This window comes from Lysobacter sp. Soil_C_15, assembly GCF_057657315.1.
In genome coordinates, this window is sequence record NZ_JBDGIR010000005.1 from 219,341 (window position 1) to 233,716 (window position 14,376).

The window sequence follows — 14,376 nt, forward strand, 5'->3', positions numbered from 1 at the left end:
CTCACTTCAGCATCGGTCCCAGCACGGTCCAGACGTGGTCGCGCAGTTTGGGCTGGGCGCTGGCGATCGGATGCAGGTTGTCGGCCTGGAAGGCGTTGCGGTCGAGCGCGATCGGCTCGAGCAGGAACGGCAGCAGCGCGGTGCCGTGCAGGCGCGACAGTTCGCGGTAGTTGCGCTCGAAGCCGGCGGTGTATTCCTTGCCCAGATTGGGCGGCATGCGCATGCCGATCAGCAGCACCTGGGCCTTGGCGGCCTTGGCGGCGAGGATCATCCGTTCCAGGTTGGCCCGGCTTTGCGCCAGTTGCAGGCCGCGCAGGCCGTCGTTGGCGCCCAGCTCGATCACCACCACCGACGGACGGTTGCGCTGCAGTTCGCCGGCGATGCGCGCCGCACCGCCGGCGGTGGTCTCGCCGCTGACGCTGGCGTTGACCACTTTCCAGCCCGGACGGCTGCGGGCGACGCGCTCGGCGGTCAGCGCGACCCAGCCCTGCGACGCGGCCAGGCCGTAGCCGGCGGACAGCGAATCGCCCATCACCAGCACGCTGCGCGCGGCCTTGGCCGCCGGCGCGGCGGCCGCCGCGCGCGGCGCGGGCTGGGCCATCCCCACCGCGGGCAGGCCAGCCGCGGCCAGGCCGACCGCGAGCAGCGCGGCGGTCAGGGCGCGCGGCCATTGAACGCGGCGGCCCGATCCCGCATATCGTTGCCTGGACCGTGACTTCATGGACCCGACAGGGTTCTTAAGAATCATTTAATAACGTCTCCCGAAGATGCGGCGAGGCGACCGCAAGGGCAAACATAAGGGCGATCATGGCAGCTTCCCACCTGGCCGATACGATCATGGCCGATTCCATCGCCAAAAGCGCCGACGCTGACGCGGCCGAAGACGCCGCCGCGCGCGCGGCCACGCCGACCTTGCAGGTCGAGCGGCTGGGCAAGACCGTGAGCCTGCCTTCGGGCGAGCTGACCATCCTCGACGCGATCGGCTTTTCGATCGCCAAGGGCGACAGCGTGGCGATCGTCGGCGCCTCGGGTTCGGGCAAGAGCACCTTGCTGTCGCTGATGGCCGGGCTGGATTCGCCCAGCAGCGGCCGGGTGCTGCTCGACGGCGAGGCGATCTCCGCGTTGGACGAGGACGGCCGCGCGCGGGTGCGCAGCGAAAAGGTCGGCTTCGTGTTCCAGAGTTTCCAACTGCTGCCCTCGCTGACCGCGCTGGAGAACGTGATGCTGCCGCTGGAGCTGCGCGGCGATCGCGACGCGCGCGCGCCGGCGCAGGCGATCCTGGCCAAGGTCGGGCTCGGCCAGCGCCTGGATCACTATCCGCGCCAACTGTCCGGCGGCGAACAACAGCGCGTGGCCCTGGCGCGCGCCTTCGTCACCCGGCCGTCGCTGCTGTTCGCCGATGAACCCACGGGCAATCTCGACACCCACACCGGCCAGGCGATCATCGAACTGCTGTTCGAGCTCAACGCCGATGCCGGCACCACCCTGGTGCTGGTGACCCACGACGATCACCTGGCCGCGCGCTGCCGCCGCCGCCTGCGCCTGGACAGCGGCCGGCTGGTGCAGGGATGAACGGCGCCGCCACCACCCTGGCGATGGCCTGGCGGCAACTGCGCCGCGACCTCAAGGCCGGCGACGTGCGCATCCTGCTGACCGCGCTGATCGTCGCGGTGCTGGCGGTGACCGCGGTCGGCTTCGTCACCGACCGCGCCGAGCGCGCGTTGGCGATCGAGGCCAATCGCCTGCTCGGCGGCGACGCGGTGATCCGCGCCGACCAGCCGATCGCCGGCAAGCTGCGCGCAGCTGCGAATGCGCCGGCGCTGCGCCGCGCCGAAGCCACCGAACTGCAGACCATGATCCGGGTCGGCGAGCGCCTGCAGCTCGGCGACCTGCGCGCGCTCGGCCAGGGCTTCCCTCTGCGCGGCAGTTTCCGCATCGCCGAGCGCGCCGGCGGCGTCGAGCGCGACGCCGACGGCGTGCCGGCGCGCGGTACGGTGTGGATGAGCCGCGCCGGCGCCGACACCCTCGGCGCGCAGGTCGGCCAGCAGATCGCGATCGGCGATACGCGCCTGCGCCTGGCGGCGCTGGTGACCCAGGAGCCGGACGCGTCGCTGGACTACTTCAATATCGCGCCCAAGGTGTTCCTCAACCTGGCCGATTTGCCGTCGACCGGGTTGATCCAGCCCGGCAGCCGGATCCGCTACCGCCTGGTGGTGGCCGGCGCGCCCGGCGCGGTCGAGCGCTTCGTCGCCGCGGCCAAGCCCGCGCTCGGTCGCGGTCAGCGCCTGGAGACGATCGCCGACGCGCGCCCGGAAGTGCGCTCGGCACTGGACCGCGCCGGCCGCTTCCTCGGCCTGGCCGCGCTGGTATCGGTGGTGTTGGCGGCGGTCGCCGTGGCGATGGCCGCGCGCCGGCACAGCGAACGCCATCTGTCCGGCACCGCGGTGATGCGTTGCCTCGGCGCCAGCCAGCGTCGCCTGGTCGGCATCCATGTCGGCGAAATGCTGCTGCTGGGCCTGATCGCCAGCGCGATCGGGGTCGGCCTGGCGTTCGCCTTGCAATGGGCGATCGGCGGCTGGCTGGAGCAGGCGCTGAAGATGTCGATCCCGGGCGCCGGCTGGCTGCCGGCGCTGCAGGGCCTGGGCGTGGGCCTGGTGGTGCTGCTCGCGTTCGGCGCGCCGCCGGTACTGGCGCTGCGCCGGGTGCCGGCTTTGCGCGTGCTGCGCCGCGACCTCGACCCGACCGAGCCCAGCGCCTGGCTGGTCGCGATCGCCGGCCTGCTCGGCCTCGGCGGCCTGCTGTGGTGGAAAGCCGGTTCGGCCGCCCTCGGCGCGGCCATGCTCGGCGGCATCGCCGCGACCTTGGCGGTGCTGGCGCTGCTGGCCTGGGGCTTGATCGTGGTGGTGCGCCGGTTGCGTTCGCGCCTGCGCGGCAGCCTGCGCTACGGCCTGGCCAACGTCAGCCGCCGCGCCGGCACCAGCATCGCCCAGATCTCGGCCCTGGGCCTGGGGCTGATGGCGCTGCTGCTGCTGACCTTCGTCCGCACCGATCTGCTCGACCGCTGGCAACTGGCCCTGTCGGCCGATGCCCCGAACCGCTTCATCATCAACGTGCAACAGGACCAGGTCGCCGACCTGCGCCGCTTCGTCGCCGACCAGGGACTGGCGGCGCCGACGATGTTTCCGATGATCCGCGCCCGCCTGACCGAGCACAACGGCAAGCCGGTCACCGGCGCCGACTACGCCGACCGCGGGGACCGCGCCAAGCAACTGGCCGAGCGCGAATTCAATCTGTCGGTGGCCGAACGCCTGCGCGCCGACAACAAGATCGTCGACGGCAGGTTCTGGGCGCCGCAGCGGCTGGCCGCGCCGGAGGTGTCGGTCGAGGAAAGCTTCGCCGAGACGCTGGGCTGGAAGGTCGGCGACACGGTCGCGTTCGACGTCGCCGGACAGTTGTTCGAGGCGCGCATCACCAGCCTGCGCAAGGTCGACTGGGAAAGTTTCCGGCCGAACTTCTTCGTGATCGCCTCGCCGGGCTCGATGGACGGTTACGCGGCCAGCTACATCACCGCGATCAGCGTTCCGCCGGCGCGGACCCGCTTCACCTCCGAACTGGTCGAGCGCTTCCCGAACCTGTCGGTGATCGACATCGAGCAGGTGCTCAAGCAGGTGCGCAACACCGCCGACCAGGTCTCGACCGTGGTCGAGGTGGTGTTCTACTTCTCGCTCGCCGCCGGCCTGCTGGTGCTGATGGCCGCGGTCAGCGCCAGCCAGGACGAGCGCCTGCTCGAAGGCGGGGTGATGCGCGTGCTCGGCGGCAGCCGCCGCCAGTTGCGCCTGGCCCAGGCCTCGGAGTTCGCCGCGATCGGCCTGTTGTCGGGACTGACCGCGGCGATCGCGGCCTCGGTGCTGGCCGGGGTGGTCGCGGTGCAGGTGTTCGATCTGCCGTGGCAGTTCGATGGGCGCATGGCCGCGGCCGGCGCCGGCGCCGGCGTGCTCGCGGCGCTGCTGGCCGGCCTGTTCGCGACCCGGCGCGTGCTCGACGCGCCGCCGTCGGTGACTTTGCGCGAACTGCAGGGCTGAACCGGCGGGCGCCGCAGGCTGCGGCGCCCGCGGGCGTTCAGGCGCTGAGTTGCGGCTCGGCCTGGAAGCGGCGCGCGTAGCCGCGCTCTTCGGCGACCCGCTCGACTTCGCCGTCGGCGAGGTCGGGTGCGGCGTAGACCGCATACACGGTGGCGCTGTCGCGGCGGCCGATGTGGTGCAGGCGATAGCGCGAGGCGCCGCTGCCGGTGTTGGGCGGGTAATGCTGCGGCGGCACGCCGCCTTCCAGATCGAGTTCGCTGTTGTCGACGGTACCGCCGACGAAGAGGGCTCGCATCGCGCGGGTCTCCTGTGTGCTGGGCCGTGGCTCGATCCTCCCGGGGCTGACGTTGGCGGGCGATGAAGCCGCCGTGCAAAGAACGCAAAGCGGCGCAGGCGGCGCCGAGACGGCTCAGTCGCCGGGCGTCAGATGGCCGGAGAACAGCTTGCGGCGCAGGCGCGCGCGCAGCCAGACGGTCTGAACGAGCAAGCCGAGGCCCAGCGCGAGCGCCAGCCAGGCCACCAGCATCGCCCCGGGCCGCGCCGAGGCCGATTGCTCGAAATAGACCCCGGCCAGCCCCCACAGCGCGGCGAAGACATAACCGGGATTGCCGCGCATGCGCGCGTTGAGCGCGCCCAACAGCAGCGCCATCGCCGCCAGCAGGGCCAGGCTCCAGCCCAGCATGCGTTCGGTCGGCAGCAGCCGATAGGCGACGATCGTCTGGGCGGTGTTCAGAAATGCCGCCAGCGACAGCCAGCCGGCGTGCAGCGAGACCGGCAGCTTGGCCCACCACGCCTGCGCCGGCAGCGGTTCGGTGTCGCGCGCCAGCCGCAGCGCGGCCCAGGCCAGGCAGGCCAGGGCCAGCCAGATGATCGCCAGCGCGAGCCAGAACCACTGCTGCGAGAACACCGGCATCCACAGTGCGGTCAGGGTGAAACCGGCCGCGACCGCGGGCCGCATCCGGACCAGGGTGGGGTCGTCGCGGTAGCGGCGGCGCGCCTGCCACAGCGCGAACAGCAGGTCGAACAGGAAGATCGCGCCCCAGATCGAGAACGCATAACCGGCCGCGACCAGCAAAGTGGGGTAGCGGTCGGACAGGCTACCGTTGTCGGGGCCGAAGGCGCCGCGTTGCGAGAACCAAGCCACGACCGGCATCAGGGCCGCGGCGACGACGACGGGCAGGCGCATGTGCGGGCCTTCTCTCGATCCGGTGCCGACACCCTAGCCCGGGGCCGCGTAAAATCCTTGCGATGACCGCTCAACTTCGCTCACGAGACCGTTGCCACGATGCGCGCTGACCGCTCCGACGACGCGCTGGAAACGCTGTTCCAACCCTTCGCCGACGGGCTGCTGCGCTGGCCCGAACAGGGCGGCGCGCTGTTCCTGGGCGCCCGCGACGGCATCGGCCTGCGCCAGCGGCCGCGCCCGGGCCTGGTCTGCGAGCAGGGCTTCAAGCCCGACGTCGACGCCTTGCGCCGCGCCGGGCTGGATACGGTCGACCTGGAAACCCTGGATCCGCAGCAGCGCTACCCGCTGGTGCTGGTCCTGCCGCCGCGCCAGCGCGACGAGGCGCGCGCGCTGTACGCGCAGGCGCTGGCGCGCACCGCGCCGGGCGGGCGGGTGGTGGCCTGCCTGCGCAACGACGAGGGCGCGCGCACCGGCGAGGCCGACCTGGGCCTGATCGCCGGCCCGGTGGCCAGCCTGTCCAAGCGCAAATGCCGCGCGTTCTGGACCGCGCCTTGGCAGGGTCCGAAAGACCCGGCGCTGGCCCAGGCCTGGGCCGGCGCCGACGCGCCGCGCGAAATCCTCGGCGGACGCTACCTGAGCCGGCCCGGCGTGTTCGCCTGGGACCGGATCGACCCGGCCTCGGCCCTGCTCGCCGAGCATCTGCCGGCCGACCTGCGCGGGCGCGCCGCCGATCTGGGCGCCGGCTACGGCTATCTGGCGATGGAGTTGCTGGCGCGTTGCCCCGGCATCGTCGCCCTGGGCCTGTACGAAGCGCAGTCGCGCGCGCTGGCGCTGGCGCGGGCCAACCTCGCGCGCGCGTCGACCGCGGCGGCGCTGGAATTCTTCTGGCACGACGTCACCGCCGGGCTGGAGCGGCGCTACGACGTGATCGTCAGCAACCCGCCGTTCCACGCCCAGGGCCGCGAGGAGCGCCCCGACATCGGCCGGCGTTTCATCGCCGTCGCCGCACAGGCGCTCAATCCCGGCGGCCGGCTGTGGCTGGTCGCCAACCGGCATCTGCCTTACGAAGCCGAACTGGACCGCAGTTTCGGCGAGGTGCGCACGGTCGCCCAGCAAGGCGGCTTCAAGATCGTCGAGGCGATCCGCCGGGCGGTGCGCGCATGAAACTGGTCAAGCTGATCGCCAACCTCGGTTACGGCAGCCGCAAGGAGGTCAGCGCGATGTTCCGCGAGGGCCGCATCACCGACGCCGCCGGCGAGGTGCTGTACGCCGACGACCAGGTCGCGCACGAGGCGATCCGGATCGATGCCGAGCCGCTGGACCCGCCGGCCGGACTGGCGCTGATGCTGCACAAGCCGGTCGGCTACACCTGTTCGACCAAGGACCCCGGCCGGGTCGTCTACGACCTGCTGCCGCCGCGCTTCCGCCAGCGCTCGCCGCTGCTGTCGCCGGTCGGGCGGCTGGACCGCGACACCAGCGGCCTGTTGCTGCTGACCGACGACGGCCAATTGCTGCATCGGATCGTCTCGCCCAAGGCCAAATTGGCCAAGGTCTACGAGGCGAGCCTGGCCGCCGACCTGCGCGGCGACGAAGGCGCGGTGTTCGCCAGCGGCGAATTGATGCTGGAATCGGAGAAGACGCCGCTGGCGCCGGCGCAGTTGGAAACGCTGTCGCCGCGGCAGGCCCGCCTGACCCTCACCGAGGGCCGCTACCACCAGGTGCGGCGCATGTTCGCCGCGGTCGGCAACCACGTAAACGCCCTGCACCGCAGCCGCATCGGCGGGCTGTCGCTGCAGGACCTGCCGAGCGGGCAGTGGCGCACGCTCGACGCCCACGATCTGGAGGTGTTGTTCCGTGGTTGATCCTGCGCGGGCGGCGATCGCGTCGCCGATCGATTTCCGGCCCCAGGCGGTGCTGTTCGACATGGACGGGCTGATGCTCGACAGCGAGCGGGCGATGCTGGAGACCTGGCGCGAAGCGGCGCTGGCCGAAGCCATCGACGCCGACGACGCGGTCTGGCTGAGCATGGTCGGGATGCACGACCGGGCCAGTTTCGCGATGCTGGTCGAGGCGTTCGGCGAGGACGCGGCGACCCGGCTGCGCGACGCCAGCTACCGGCTGTACGACGCCCGCGTCGCCGCCGGCCTGCCGCGCAAGCACGGCTTGATCGAACTGCTGGACCTGCTCGACGCGCATGGCGTTCCCAAGGCGGTGGCGACCTCGACCCGGCGCGAGCGCGCCCTGGCCAAGCTCGCCGCCAGCGGCCTGATCGACCGCTTCGCGGTGATCGTCACCGGCAGCGACGTCGAGCATCCCAAGCCGGCGCCGGACATCTACCTGCTGGCCGCGCGCGAGCTCGGCGTCGACCCGGCGCATTGCCTGGTGCTGGAGGATTCCGAGCCGGGCGTGCGCGCCGCGCTCGCCGCCGGCGCCACGCCGATCCAGGTGCCGGACTTGGTCGCCCCTGGGGACGCGCTGCGCGCGTTCGGCCACCGGATCGTCGCCTCGCTGGCGCAGGCGCGCGAGTTGCTGGCGACGGTGCTGGCCGGGGCCGCGCAGCCGGCGGCGGGGCGGTGAGCATTTAGAGCGCGACGCGTAAGCAAAAAGCAAAAGCGAAAAGCAGCAAGGCGAAAAGCAAAGCAAATCCCCCCCTGGCCCCCTTTTTCAAAGGGGGGAACAGCAAGAGCCTGTAGCGTTAGCCGCGTTAGCCGCGTTAGCCGCGCCTTTCCCCCCTTTGAAAAAGGGGGGCAGGGGGGATTTTCTCCCGCTGTTGCTGTTGCTGTTGCTGTTGCCGTCGCCCAAGCGCCGTAGCCGCCAGCGCCTCACTGCGCCATCAACTTGCGCCACCCCTCCGGCCCCAGTTGCTCCAGGGTGGCCAGATTGCGTTCCACGATCACCTCCGGATCCGGAAACGCGGCGACCGCGCGTTCGACGCTGGATTCGCGCAGCAGGTGCAGGGTCGGGTAGGGCGAGCGATTGGTGCAGTTGCCGACCTCGTCGTAGGCGGTGCCGGCGAACTGGTAGTCGGGGTGGAAGCTGGCGACCTGGATCTCGCCCTCCAGGTCCAGCGCCGCGACCGCGCCGTCGGCGAGGTCGAGGAAATCGTTGAAGTCGAGAAAATCGCCCAGCACCTGCGGATGCACGATCAGGGTGGTGTCGATCCGCTCCGGATCGCTCTGCTCCAGCAGCACCAGTTCGGAGGACAGCTCTTCCAGCAGTTGCTCCGGCGTGGTCGCCGCGCTGAGCACGAAACGCACCTGGCCCTTGGCCAGCACCGCCTTGGCGAACGGGCACAGGTTCAGGCCGATCACCGCGCGCTCCAGCCAGCGTCGGGTCGCGGCGATCGGGTCCTGGGCGGTCATCGCGCGCGGACTCAGTCGCGGAAGTTGTCGTACTGCAGCGGGCGTTCGAAATTGCCGGCCTTGAGCAGGGCGATCGCGCTCTGCAGGTCGTCGCGCTTCTTGCCGGTCACGCGCAGCTTGTCGCCGTTGATCTGGGTCTCGACCTTGAGCTTGGCGTCCTTGATCGCCGCGGCGATCTTCTTCGCCAGTTTCTGCTCGATGCCCTGCTGCACGGTGATCTTCTGCCGTGCCCCGGCCAGGTTGGTCTCGACGTCGCCGAACTCCAGGCAGCGCGCGTCGATCTGGCGCGCCGACAGGCGCTGGCGCAGGATCAGGGTCATCTGCTCAAGCTGGAACTCGCTCGGCGCCGATTGGGTGATCGACTTGTCGTCCAGCACGAACTTGGCGTCCACGCCCTTGAAATCGAAGCGCGTGCTCAGCTCGCGATTGGCCTGGTCGACGGCATTGGTGAGTTCGTGGGTGTCGACTTCGGACACGACGTCGAAGGAAGGCATGGCGCACTCGCAGGGGTTGGGGGGAACGGCGCCAAGGTTAACGCAAGCGCTGCGGCGATATGCACTGTTGCGGGCGTTTTTGCCGGTCCTGCGCCCGGCGGCGGCGGGTTGGCCGCTAGAATCCCGGTTTTCCACGCCACCGGACCGATCATGCTCAAGACCGCCGCCTTCGCCGCGCAAAGCGCGCGCGCCCCGCTGGCCCCGTTCGAGATCGAGCGCCGCGAGCCGGGCCCGAGCGAGGTCCTGATCGACATCCTCTATTGCGGCGTCTGCCACTCCGACATCCACCAGGCCCGCGGCGAATGGGGCCGCTCGCGCTTCCCGATGGTGCCGGGGCACGAGATCGTCGGCCGGGTCGCCCAGGTCGGCTCGGCCGTGGATACCTTCCGGGTCGGCGACGCGGTCGGGGTCGGCTGCTTCGTCGACTCCTGCCGCGAATGCCCCCAGTGCCGGGCCGGCGAGGAGCAGTACTGCGACCAGGGCATGACCGGAACTTACAATTCGACCGAGCGCGGCAGCGGCGCGCCGACCTACGGCGGCTATTCGACCCGGATCACCGTCGACGCGGCCTACGTGCTGCGCATCCCCGAGTCGATCCCGCTCGACCGCGCCGCGCCGTTGTTGTGCGCCGGCATCACCACCTATTCGCCGCTGCGCCATTACGGGCTCAAGGCCGGCGACGCGGTGGCGGTGGTCGGCCTCGGCGGACTGGGCCACATGGCGGTCAAGCTGGCGGCGGCGATGGGCGCCCGGGTGACCGTGTTCAGCACCTCCGAATCCAAGCGCGATGCGGCGCTGCAGCTCGGCGCCCAGGCCTTCGCCGCGACCCGCGACCCGGCGGTGTTCAAGACCCTGGCGCGGTCGTTCGACTTCGTCGTCGACACCGTTTCCGGCGAGCACGACTACAACGCCTACCTGAACCTGCTCAAGGTCGACGGCACCATGGTCCTGCTCGGCATCCCCGAGCAGCCGGCGCCGGTCGCCGCCGGCGCGCTGATCGCCCATCGCCGCCGCCTGGCCGGTTCGATGATCGGCGGCATCCGCGAGACCCAGGAGATGCTCGATTTCTGCGCCGAGCACGGCGTGGCCTCGGACATCGAGCTGATCGGCATCGACGGGATCAACGAGGCCTACGAGCGCATGCTCCGGGGCGACGTGCGCTATCGCTTCGTGATCGACATCGCCAGCCTGCGCGACGCCGGCTGAGGCCGCGGCGCCGGCGCCCCCTCTGTAGGAGCGGCGTCGGTCGCGACCACCGAAGCGATTTACGCAAGCGCGCTTGCCGAAGTCCTGATCGCCGGCCGCGCCGGCGTGTTCGTTCCCGATCGCATCAGATGAGGGGCAATACGTGGGTGGGCCGGGTACGGTCCGGCGCGCGCAGCGAGCGGGCTCCGGGTCGATTCGCTGACGTACTTCGCCTCGGTGGTCGCGGCTCATGGCCGAAGGAAATCCCGTGGGACGCGCTCCTGCAGGGAGAGGGCGCGAGTAAGCTGTCGGCATGCCCCTGTTGCTGCTGATTCCGCTGGCCTTGCTCGCCCTGGTGCTGCTGTGGGCGCTGCTGGTGCCGCTCGGCCTGGTCCTGCGCTACCGCGCCGGCCGCGCGCGCCGGCGCGCGGTGCCGTGGGCGGTGACTCTGGCCGCGGCGCTGTCGCTGCCCTCGTTGCTGCTGTTCTTCGCCGCCGCCTGGACGGTCGCGCATTGGGTCGAAGACGCGGCGCTGTTCGCCGCGGCGGGTTGGTTCGCCGGGCTCGCGACCGGAATGGCGGGGCTGATGCTGACCCGCTTCGAACCGACCCCGGGCGGGCTGTACTACACGCCGAACCGCTGGCTGGTGCTGGCCCTGACCTTGATAGTCGCCGCGCGCGTCGTGGTCGGCCTGTGGCAGGCCGCGCACGCCTGGGACGCTGCCGCGACGACCGCGTGGTTGCCGCGCCAGGGCGGTTTGCTCGCGGTCGGCGGGTTGCTGCTCGGCTACTACCAGGCCTACACGCTGGGGCTGCGCCGTCGCTTGCGGCGATCCGATCCGCACCGCTGAGGCGGCCGTGCGCCGCGACTTCGGACGGATGACGGCCATCGCCGCGCACGGCATGATGGCGCATCCACGCGATTGTTCCCGATCATGCCCGCTCCCCACGTCTACGCCGGCCCGCAGCGCGCGCCGCATTCCGCCGCTGCGCCGGTGCCCGCGCCATGAGCGCGGCCCATCCGCATCGCGGCCGCGCGGTGATCACCATGCTGGTCGCGGTGGCGATGTTTTCGCTGATGGACGCGATCCTCAAGCTGCTGTCCGAGCACTATCCGCCGTTCCAGGTCGCGACCTTGCGCGGTCTGTCGTCGCTGCCGTTCGTGCTGACCTGGGCGCTGGCCAGCGCCGGCTGGCGACCGCTGCTGCGGGTGCGCTGGCCGCTGCATCTGCTGCGCGGCGTGCTCGGCGTGGGCATGATGGCCAGCTTCGTCTACGGCGTGAACCGGTTGCCGCTGTCGAGCGCGTACTCGATCTTCTTCATCGCGCCGCTGCTGATCACCGCCTTGTCCGGGCCGATCCTCGGCGAACGGGTCGGTCCGCGGCGTTGGGTGGCGATCGGCATCGGCCTGCTCGGCGTGCTGGTGCTGCTGCGGCCGACCGGCGAGGGAATGCTGAGCCTGGCGGCGCTGGCGATCCTGGCGGCGTCGCTGGGCTATGCGGTCAGCGCGATCACCGTGCGCCTGCTGGCGCGCACCGACAGCACGCAGGCGATGATGGTCTGGCTGATGGCGATGATCACCGTCGGCGCGGGCGCGCTGGCCTGGACGCAGTGGCTGCCGATCCAGGTCCGCGACCTGTGGCTGATCGCCGGGCTGGGCGTGGCCGGCTCGATCGGCCAGTACGCGGTCACCGAAGCGTTCCGGTTGGGCGAGGCCTCGCTGATCGCGCCGCTGGAATACACCGCGTTGATCTGGGGCGTGCTGCTCGATCTCAGCCTGTGGGGCGTGTTGCCCGACTCGGTGACCTGGGTCGGCGCCGCGATCATCGTCGCCAGCGGCCTGTACCTGCTGCGCCGGGAAAGCGTGCACGCGGAATCCGAGCATCCCTGAGCCGGGCGCGGGAACGCGCGGGACAGGGATGGGCAAAAAAACAACGGGCTCCCGAGGGAGCCCGTTGCGGAGTCGCCGATCGGGCCGGCCGACCGGACGCGCTTTCTCAGAAGCGCGCGCCGATGCCCACGCCCAGGGTGATCGGGTTCAGTTCGGCCTCGCCGACCTTGACGCCGTCCAGCTTCACGTCCGACTTGCTGCCCTGCATGTAGCGCACGTCGGCGCGGGCGAACCAGGTCGGGTTGATGTTGAGGTCGACGCCGGCGGTGGCGATGCCGCCCTTGGCGTTCTCCACGCCCAGGCGCTGGCCGTCGATCAGCTTCTCGCCGCTGTAGTTGGCCTGGTAGTAGCCCAGGCCCACGAACGGACGCACGATGCTGTCGGCGCCGCGGAAGTGGTACTGGCCGCTCAACGCGACCGGCTGCGAGTCGACGCTGCCGATCTTGCCGCCGCCGCTGTTGACGCGGTGACCGAACTTGTCGGCCGCGCCCCAGGCTTCGATGGCGATGTTGTCGTTGATGTAGTAGCTGGCGCTCAGCGTCGCGGCGCCGTCGCCGTCGAGGCTGGTGCGCGCGCCGCCGATCTGCGGGTTCTTGGTCGGCTCGGTCAGCGCGTAGCCGCCGACGACGGCGAAGCGCTTGCCGCTGGCGCTATCGGTGGTGGCGGCATCCTGAGCGAAGGCGGCCGGGGCGAAGGCCATGGCGCCCATCAGGGCAAGGGTCAAATGACGAATGCGGTTCATGGAGTGGACTCCTGTTGTTGTGGTGTTGCTGACGCCTTGGGGGAGGCGGGGCACAAGGTAGCCACGCATGCATGAACCGAACTTGCCGGGCGAACGCGAGTGAAGGAACTTTCACGCAAACATCGTGTTAAAGGCGGTTTTTCCCGGTAAAAGTGAACTTAATGAACGCGAGCGGGCTTGCGGGACTCGCGATGGATCGCATATGAGCAGGTGTGGTAACGAGTATCGACGTTCTCCTTTGGAGTGATGGAAACCGCTTGTTTCAAGCTGTTTCGTCGAAGGCATGGCAAGGATTTCGTCGGCGGATCGATAAGCACGCTGTCGTGTGCGGTGGATGAAATGCGAAGGAATGGATCGGATTCGGCAAACGATTCGCCGGAAGAAACCGGATGAATCGAGCCTGACCGTATCGGTTCGGCGGGTCGCCAGGCGCGGTTCCGGATCGCGCGCGGTCTGGCCATGCCGAGCGGGGCGCGGGGGTTAAGCCTTCGCTCAACCCCCTGCGCCGCGCCATGACGAAGGTCATGCCGCCGACCGGCACGGGACGGCGGCGGGGCGCTGGCGGCACACTGGCGCCACTCCACCGTCAAGGATCCGGCGATGCGTCCCCTGCAAGCGCTCCGACTGACCGCACTGGCCGCAGCGACGCTGGCCTGCGGTTCGGCTTTCGCCTCCGATATCCAGGTCGATGCCGAGTGCAAGATCGACAGCGGCTACCACCTGACCCTCAACGAACGCAGCCTGATCCTGACCCGTCAGGACGGCGCGCCGAAAGCGATCGTGCTGCGCCAGGGGCGGATGTTCGTCGACGATCGCTGGGTGACGCTGAGCGCCGAGGATTCGCGCCGGCTGGCGGAGTTCGAGCGCGGCACCCGCGCGGCCATGGTCGAGGCCCAGCAGATCGGCCGCGAGGCGGCGCATATCGCCTTCACCGCGCTCGGCGAGGTCGCCGCGGCGCTGGGCAACCAGCCCGAGCGCACCCGCGCCCAGGTCGAGAAGGCCCGCCGCGAACTCGACGCGCGCCTGAGCCAGGTCATCACCCCGACCCGTTTCAGCGGCAAGGCGCTCGGCGACGGCATCGGCGAGGCGATCGGCGAGGCCTTGCCGGCGGTGCTCGGCGACGTGGTCGGCGGCGCGGTCAGCGCGGCCTTCAGCGGCGACGTCGAGCGGTTCAAGCGTCTGGAGCAGCTCGACGCCAAGATCGAGGCCGCGGTGCGGCCGCGCGCCAAGGCCTTGGAACGCAGCGCCGACGGGCTGTGCCGGCGGATGGGCGAGCTGGACAAGATCGACGACAGCCTGGGCTACCGCTACGAGGGCGGACCGCTGAACCTGATGCGGGTCGAGTACCAGCCGAAACAGCCCTGATCCGGCGCCAATACCGGGGCGTACGCTGGGGCCGCGACGGCCGGCTTTGTGCCGCTTAGGCCTTTAGTAC

15 protein-coding genes are annotated in these 14,376 nt (G+C 70.6%); 9 read left to right on the top strand and 6 right to left on the bottom strand.

Going from position 1 to position 14,376, the window contains the following annotated elements:
* Window position 1: 1 nt before the first annotated feature.
* On the bottom strand, window positions 2–721 hold the full coding sequence (locus AC3A57_RS13790) for an arylesterase (RefSeq protein WP_487579426.1): 720 nt from the start codon (window positions 719–721) through the stop codon (window positions 2–4).
* Between the two features lie 86 nt (window positions 722–807).
* On the opposite strand from AC3A57_RS13790, the gene AC3A57_RS13795 reads away from it, so the two are divergent.
* Both AC3A57_RS13795 and AC3A57_RS13800 read left to right on the top strand, forming a co-directional pair.
* Window positions 808–1,572, top strand: a complete 765-nt coding sequence (locus AC3A57_RS13795) for an ABC transporter ATP-binding protein (protein WP_487579427.1) — start codon at window positions 808–810, stop codon at window positions 1,570–1,572.
* On the top strand, window positions 1,569–4,082 hold the full coding sequence (locus tag AC3A57_RS13800; protein ID WP_487579428.1) for an ABC transporter permease: 2,514 nt from the start codon (window positions 1,569–1,571) through the stop codon (window positions 4,080–4,082). Before AC3A57_RS13795 ends, AC3A57_RS13800 begins: the two co-directional genes overlap by 4 nt.
* A 37-nt stretch (window positions 4,083–4,119) precedes the next feature.
* Here the strand turns inward: AC3A57_RS13800 and AC3A57_RS13805 are convergent, their stop codons facing one another.
* Together AC3A57_RS13805 and AC3A57_RS13810 are read right to left on the bottom strand one after the other, a co-directional pair.
* Window positions 4,120–4,377 carry a hypothetical protein gene (locus AC3A57_RS13805; RefSeq protein WP_487579429.1) on the bottom strand — a complete coding sequence of 86 codons (258 nt, stop codon included), beginning with the start codon at window positions 4,375–4,377 and terminating at the stop codon, window positions 4,120–4,122.
* Between the two features lie 114 nt (window positions 4,378–4,491).
* Window positions 4,492–5,268 (bottom strand): hypothetical protein, encoded by a 777-nt coding sequence (locus tag AC3A57_RS13810; RefSeq protein ID WP_487579430.1) that lies wholly within the window; start codon window positions 5,266–5,268, stop codon window positions 4,492–4,494.
* A gap of 99 nt (window positions 5,269–5,367) precedes the next feature.
* Here AC3A57_RS13810 and AC3A57_RS13815 point away from each other — a divergent pair, with 99 nt between their 5' ends.
* From AC3A57_RS13815 to AC3A57_RS13825, 3 genes are read left to right on the top strand one after another with little or no spacing between them, the layout of a single operon-like run.
* Complete coding sequence (locus tag AC3A57_RS13815) at window positions 5,368–6,432, top strand: class I SAM-dependent methyltransferase (protein ID WP_487579431.1); 1,065 nt, start codon at window positions 5,368–5,370, stop codon at window positions 6,430–6,432.
* Entirely contained in the window at window positions 6,429–7,130 is a 702-nt protein-coding gene (locus AC3A57_RS13820) for a pseudouridine synthase (RefSeq protein ID WP_221671205.1), read from the top strand. Before AC3A57_RS13815 ends, AC3A57_RS13820 begins: the two co-directional genes overlap by 4 nt.
* Window positions 7,123–7,845 carry an HAD family hydrolase gene (locus tag AC3A57_RS13825; protein WP_487579432.1) on the top strand — a complete coding sequence of 241 codons (723 nt, stop codon included), beginning with the start codon at window positions 7,123–7,125 and terminating at the stop codon, window positions 7,843–7,845. Before AC3A57_RS13820 ends, AC3A57_RS13825 begins: the two co-directional genes overlap by 8 nt.
* Before the next feature lie 245 nt (window positions 7,846–8,090).
* Here the strand turns inward: AC3A57_RS13825 and AC3A57_RS13830 are convergent, their stop codons facing one another.
* Both AC3A57_RS13830 and AC3A57_RS13835 read right to left on the bottom strand, forming a co-directional pair.
* Complete coding sequence (locus AC3A57_RS13830) at window positions 8,091–8,630, bottom strand: DUF1415 domain-containing protein (RefSeq protein ID WP_487579433.1); 540 nt, start codon at window positions 8,628–8,630, stop codon at window positions 8,091–8,093.
* Between the two features lie 11 nt (window positions 8,631–8,641).
* Window positions 8,642–9,124, bottom strand: a complete 483-nt coding sequence (locus AC3A57_RS13835) for a YajQ family cyclic di-GMP-binding protein (RefSeq protein WP_221671207.1) — start codon at window positions 9,122–9,124, stop codon at window positions 8,642–8,644.
* Between the two features lie 150 nt (window positions 9,125–9,274).
* Here AC3A57_RS13835 and AC3A57_RS13840 point away from each other — a divergent pair, with 150 nt between their 5' ends.
* The 3 genes from AC3A57_RS13840 (at window position 9,275) to AC3A57_RS13850 (ending at window position 12,199) form a co-directional block, all read left to right on the top strand.
* Entirely contained in the window at window positions 9,275–10,330 is a 1,056-nt protein-coding gene (locus AC3A57_RS13840) for an NAD(P)-dependent alcohol dehydrogenase (protein WP_487579434.1), read from the top strand.
* 292 nt (window positions 10,331–10,622) lie between these two features.
* Window positions 10,623–11,159, top strand: coding sequence for a CcdC protein domain-containing protein (locus AC3A57_RS13845; RefSeq protein ID WP_487579435.1), 537 nt, complete (start codon window positions 10,623–10,625; stop codon window positions 11,157–11,159).
* Between the two features lie 155 nt (window positions 11,160–11,314).
* The gene (locus tag AC3A57_RS13850; RefSeq protein WP_487579436.1) at window positions 11,315–12,199 is read left to right on the top strand and encodes a DMT family transporter; all 885 of its coding nucleotides are present in this window, start codon (window positions 11,315–11,317) and stop codon (window positions 12,197–12,199) included.
* A gap of 106 nt (window positions 12,200–12,305) precedes the next feature.
* On the opposite strand, the gene AC3A57_RS13855 is transcribed toward AC3A57_RS13850, so the two are convergent.
* Entirely contained in the window at window positions 12,306–12,941 is a 636-nt protein-coding gene (locus AC3A57_RS13855; protein ID WP_487579437.1) for an OmpW/AlkL family protein, read from the bottom strand.
* Window positions 12,942–13,541: 600 nt separating this feature from the next.
* On the opposite strand from AC3A57_RS13855, the gene AC3A57_RS13860 reads away from it, so the two are divergent.
* Entirely contained in the window at window positions 13,542–14,306 is a 765-nt protein-coding gene (locus tag AC3A57_RS13860; RefSeq protein WP_487579438.1) for a DUF2884 family protein, read from the top strand.
* The last annotated feature ends 70 nt before the right edge of the window (window positions 14,307–14,376 follow it).

What these genes read in the sequence shown, in the direction of transcription:
- AC3A57_RS13790 (WP_487579426.1), bottom strand. Translation starts at nt 721, where the DNA reads ATGAAGTCACGGTCCAGGCAACGATATGCGGGATCGGGCCGCCGCGTT.
- AC3A57_RS13795 (WP_487579427.1), top strand. Translation starts at nt 808, where the DNA reads ATGGCAGCTTCCCACCTGGCCGATACGATCATGGCCGATTCCATCGCC.
- AC3A57_RS13800 (WP_487579428.1), top strand. Translation starts at nt 1,569, where the DNA reads ATGAACGGCGCCGCCACCACCCTGGCGATGGCCTGGCGGCAACTGCGC.
- AC3A57_RS13805 (WP_487579429.1), bottom strand. Translation starts at nt 4,377, where the DNA reads ATGCGAGCCCTCTTCGTCGGCGGTACCGTCGACAACAGCGAACTCGAT.
- AC3A57_RS13810 (WP_487579430.1), bottom strand. Translation starts at nt 5,268, where the DNA reads ATGCGCCTGCCCGTCGTCGTCGCCGCGGCCCTGATGCCGGTCGTGGCT.
- AC3A57_RS13815 (WP_487579431.1), top strand. Translation starts at nt 5,368, where the DNA reads ATGCGCGCTGACCGCTCCGACGACGCGCTGGAAACGCTGTTCCAACCC.
- AC3A57_RS13820 (WP_221671205.1), top strand. Translation starts at nt 6,429, where the DNA reads ATGAAACTGGTCAAGCTGATCGCCAACCTCGGTTACGGCAGCCGCAAG.
- AC3A57_RS13830 (WP_487579433.1), bottom strand. Translation starts at nt 8,630, where the DNA reads ATGACCGCCCAGGACCCGATCGCCGCGACCCGACGCTGGCTGGAGCGC.
- AC3A57_RS13835 (WP_221671207.1), bottom strand. Translation starts at nt 9,124, where the DNA reads ATGCCTTCCTTCGACGTCGTGTCCGAAGTCGACACCCACGAACTCACC.
- AC3A57_RS13840 (WP_487579434.1), top strand. Translation starts at nt 9,275, where the DNA reads ATGCTCAAGACCGCCGCCTTCGCCGCGCAAAGCGCGCGCGCCCCGCTG.
- AC3A57_RS13845 (WP_487579435.1), top strand. Translation starts at nt 10,623, where the DNA reads ATGCCCCTGTTGCTGCTGATTCCGCTGGCCTTGCTCGCCCTGGTGCTG.
- AC3A57_RS13850 (WP_487579436.1), top strand. Translation starts at nt 11,315, where the DNA reads ATGAGCGCGGCCCATCCGCATCGCGGCCGCGCGGTGATCACCATGCTG.
- AC3A57_RS13855 (WP_487579437.1), bottom strand. Translation starts at nt 12,941, where the DNA reads ATGAACCGCATTCGTCATTTGACCCTTGCCCTGATGGGCGCCATGGCC.
- AC3A57_RS13860 (WP_487579438.1), top strand. Translation starts at nt 13,542, where the DNA reads ATGCGTCCCCTGCAAGCGCTCCGACTGACCGCACTGGCCGCAGCGACG.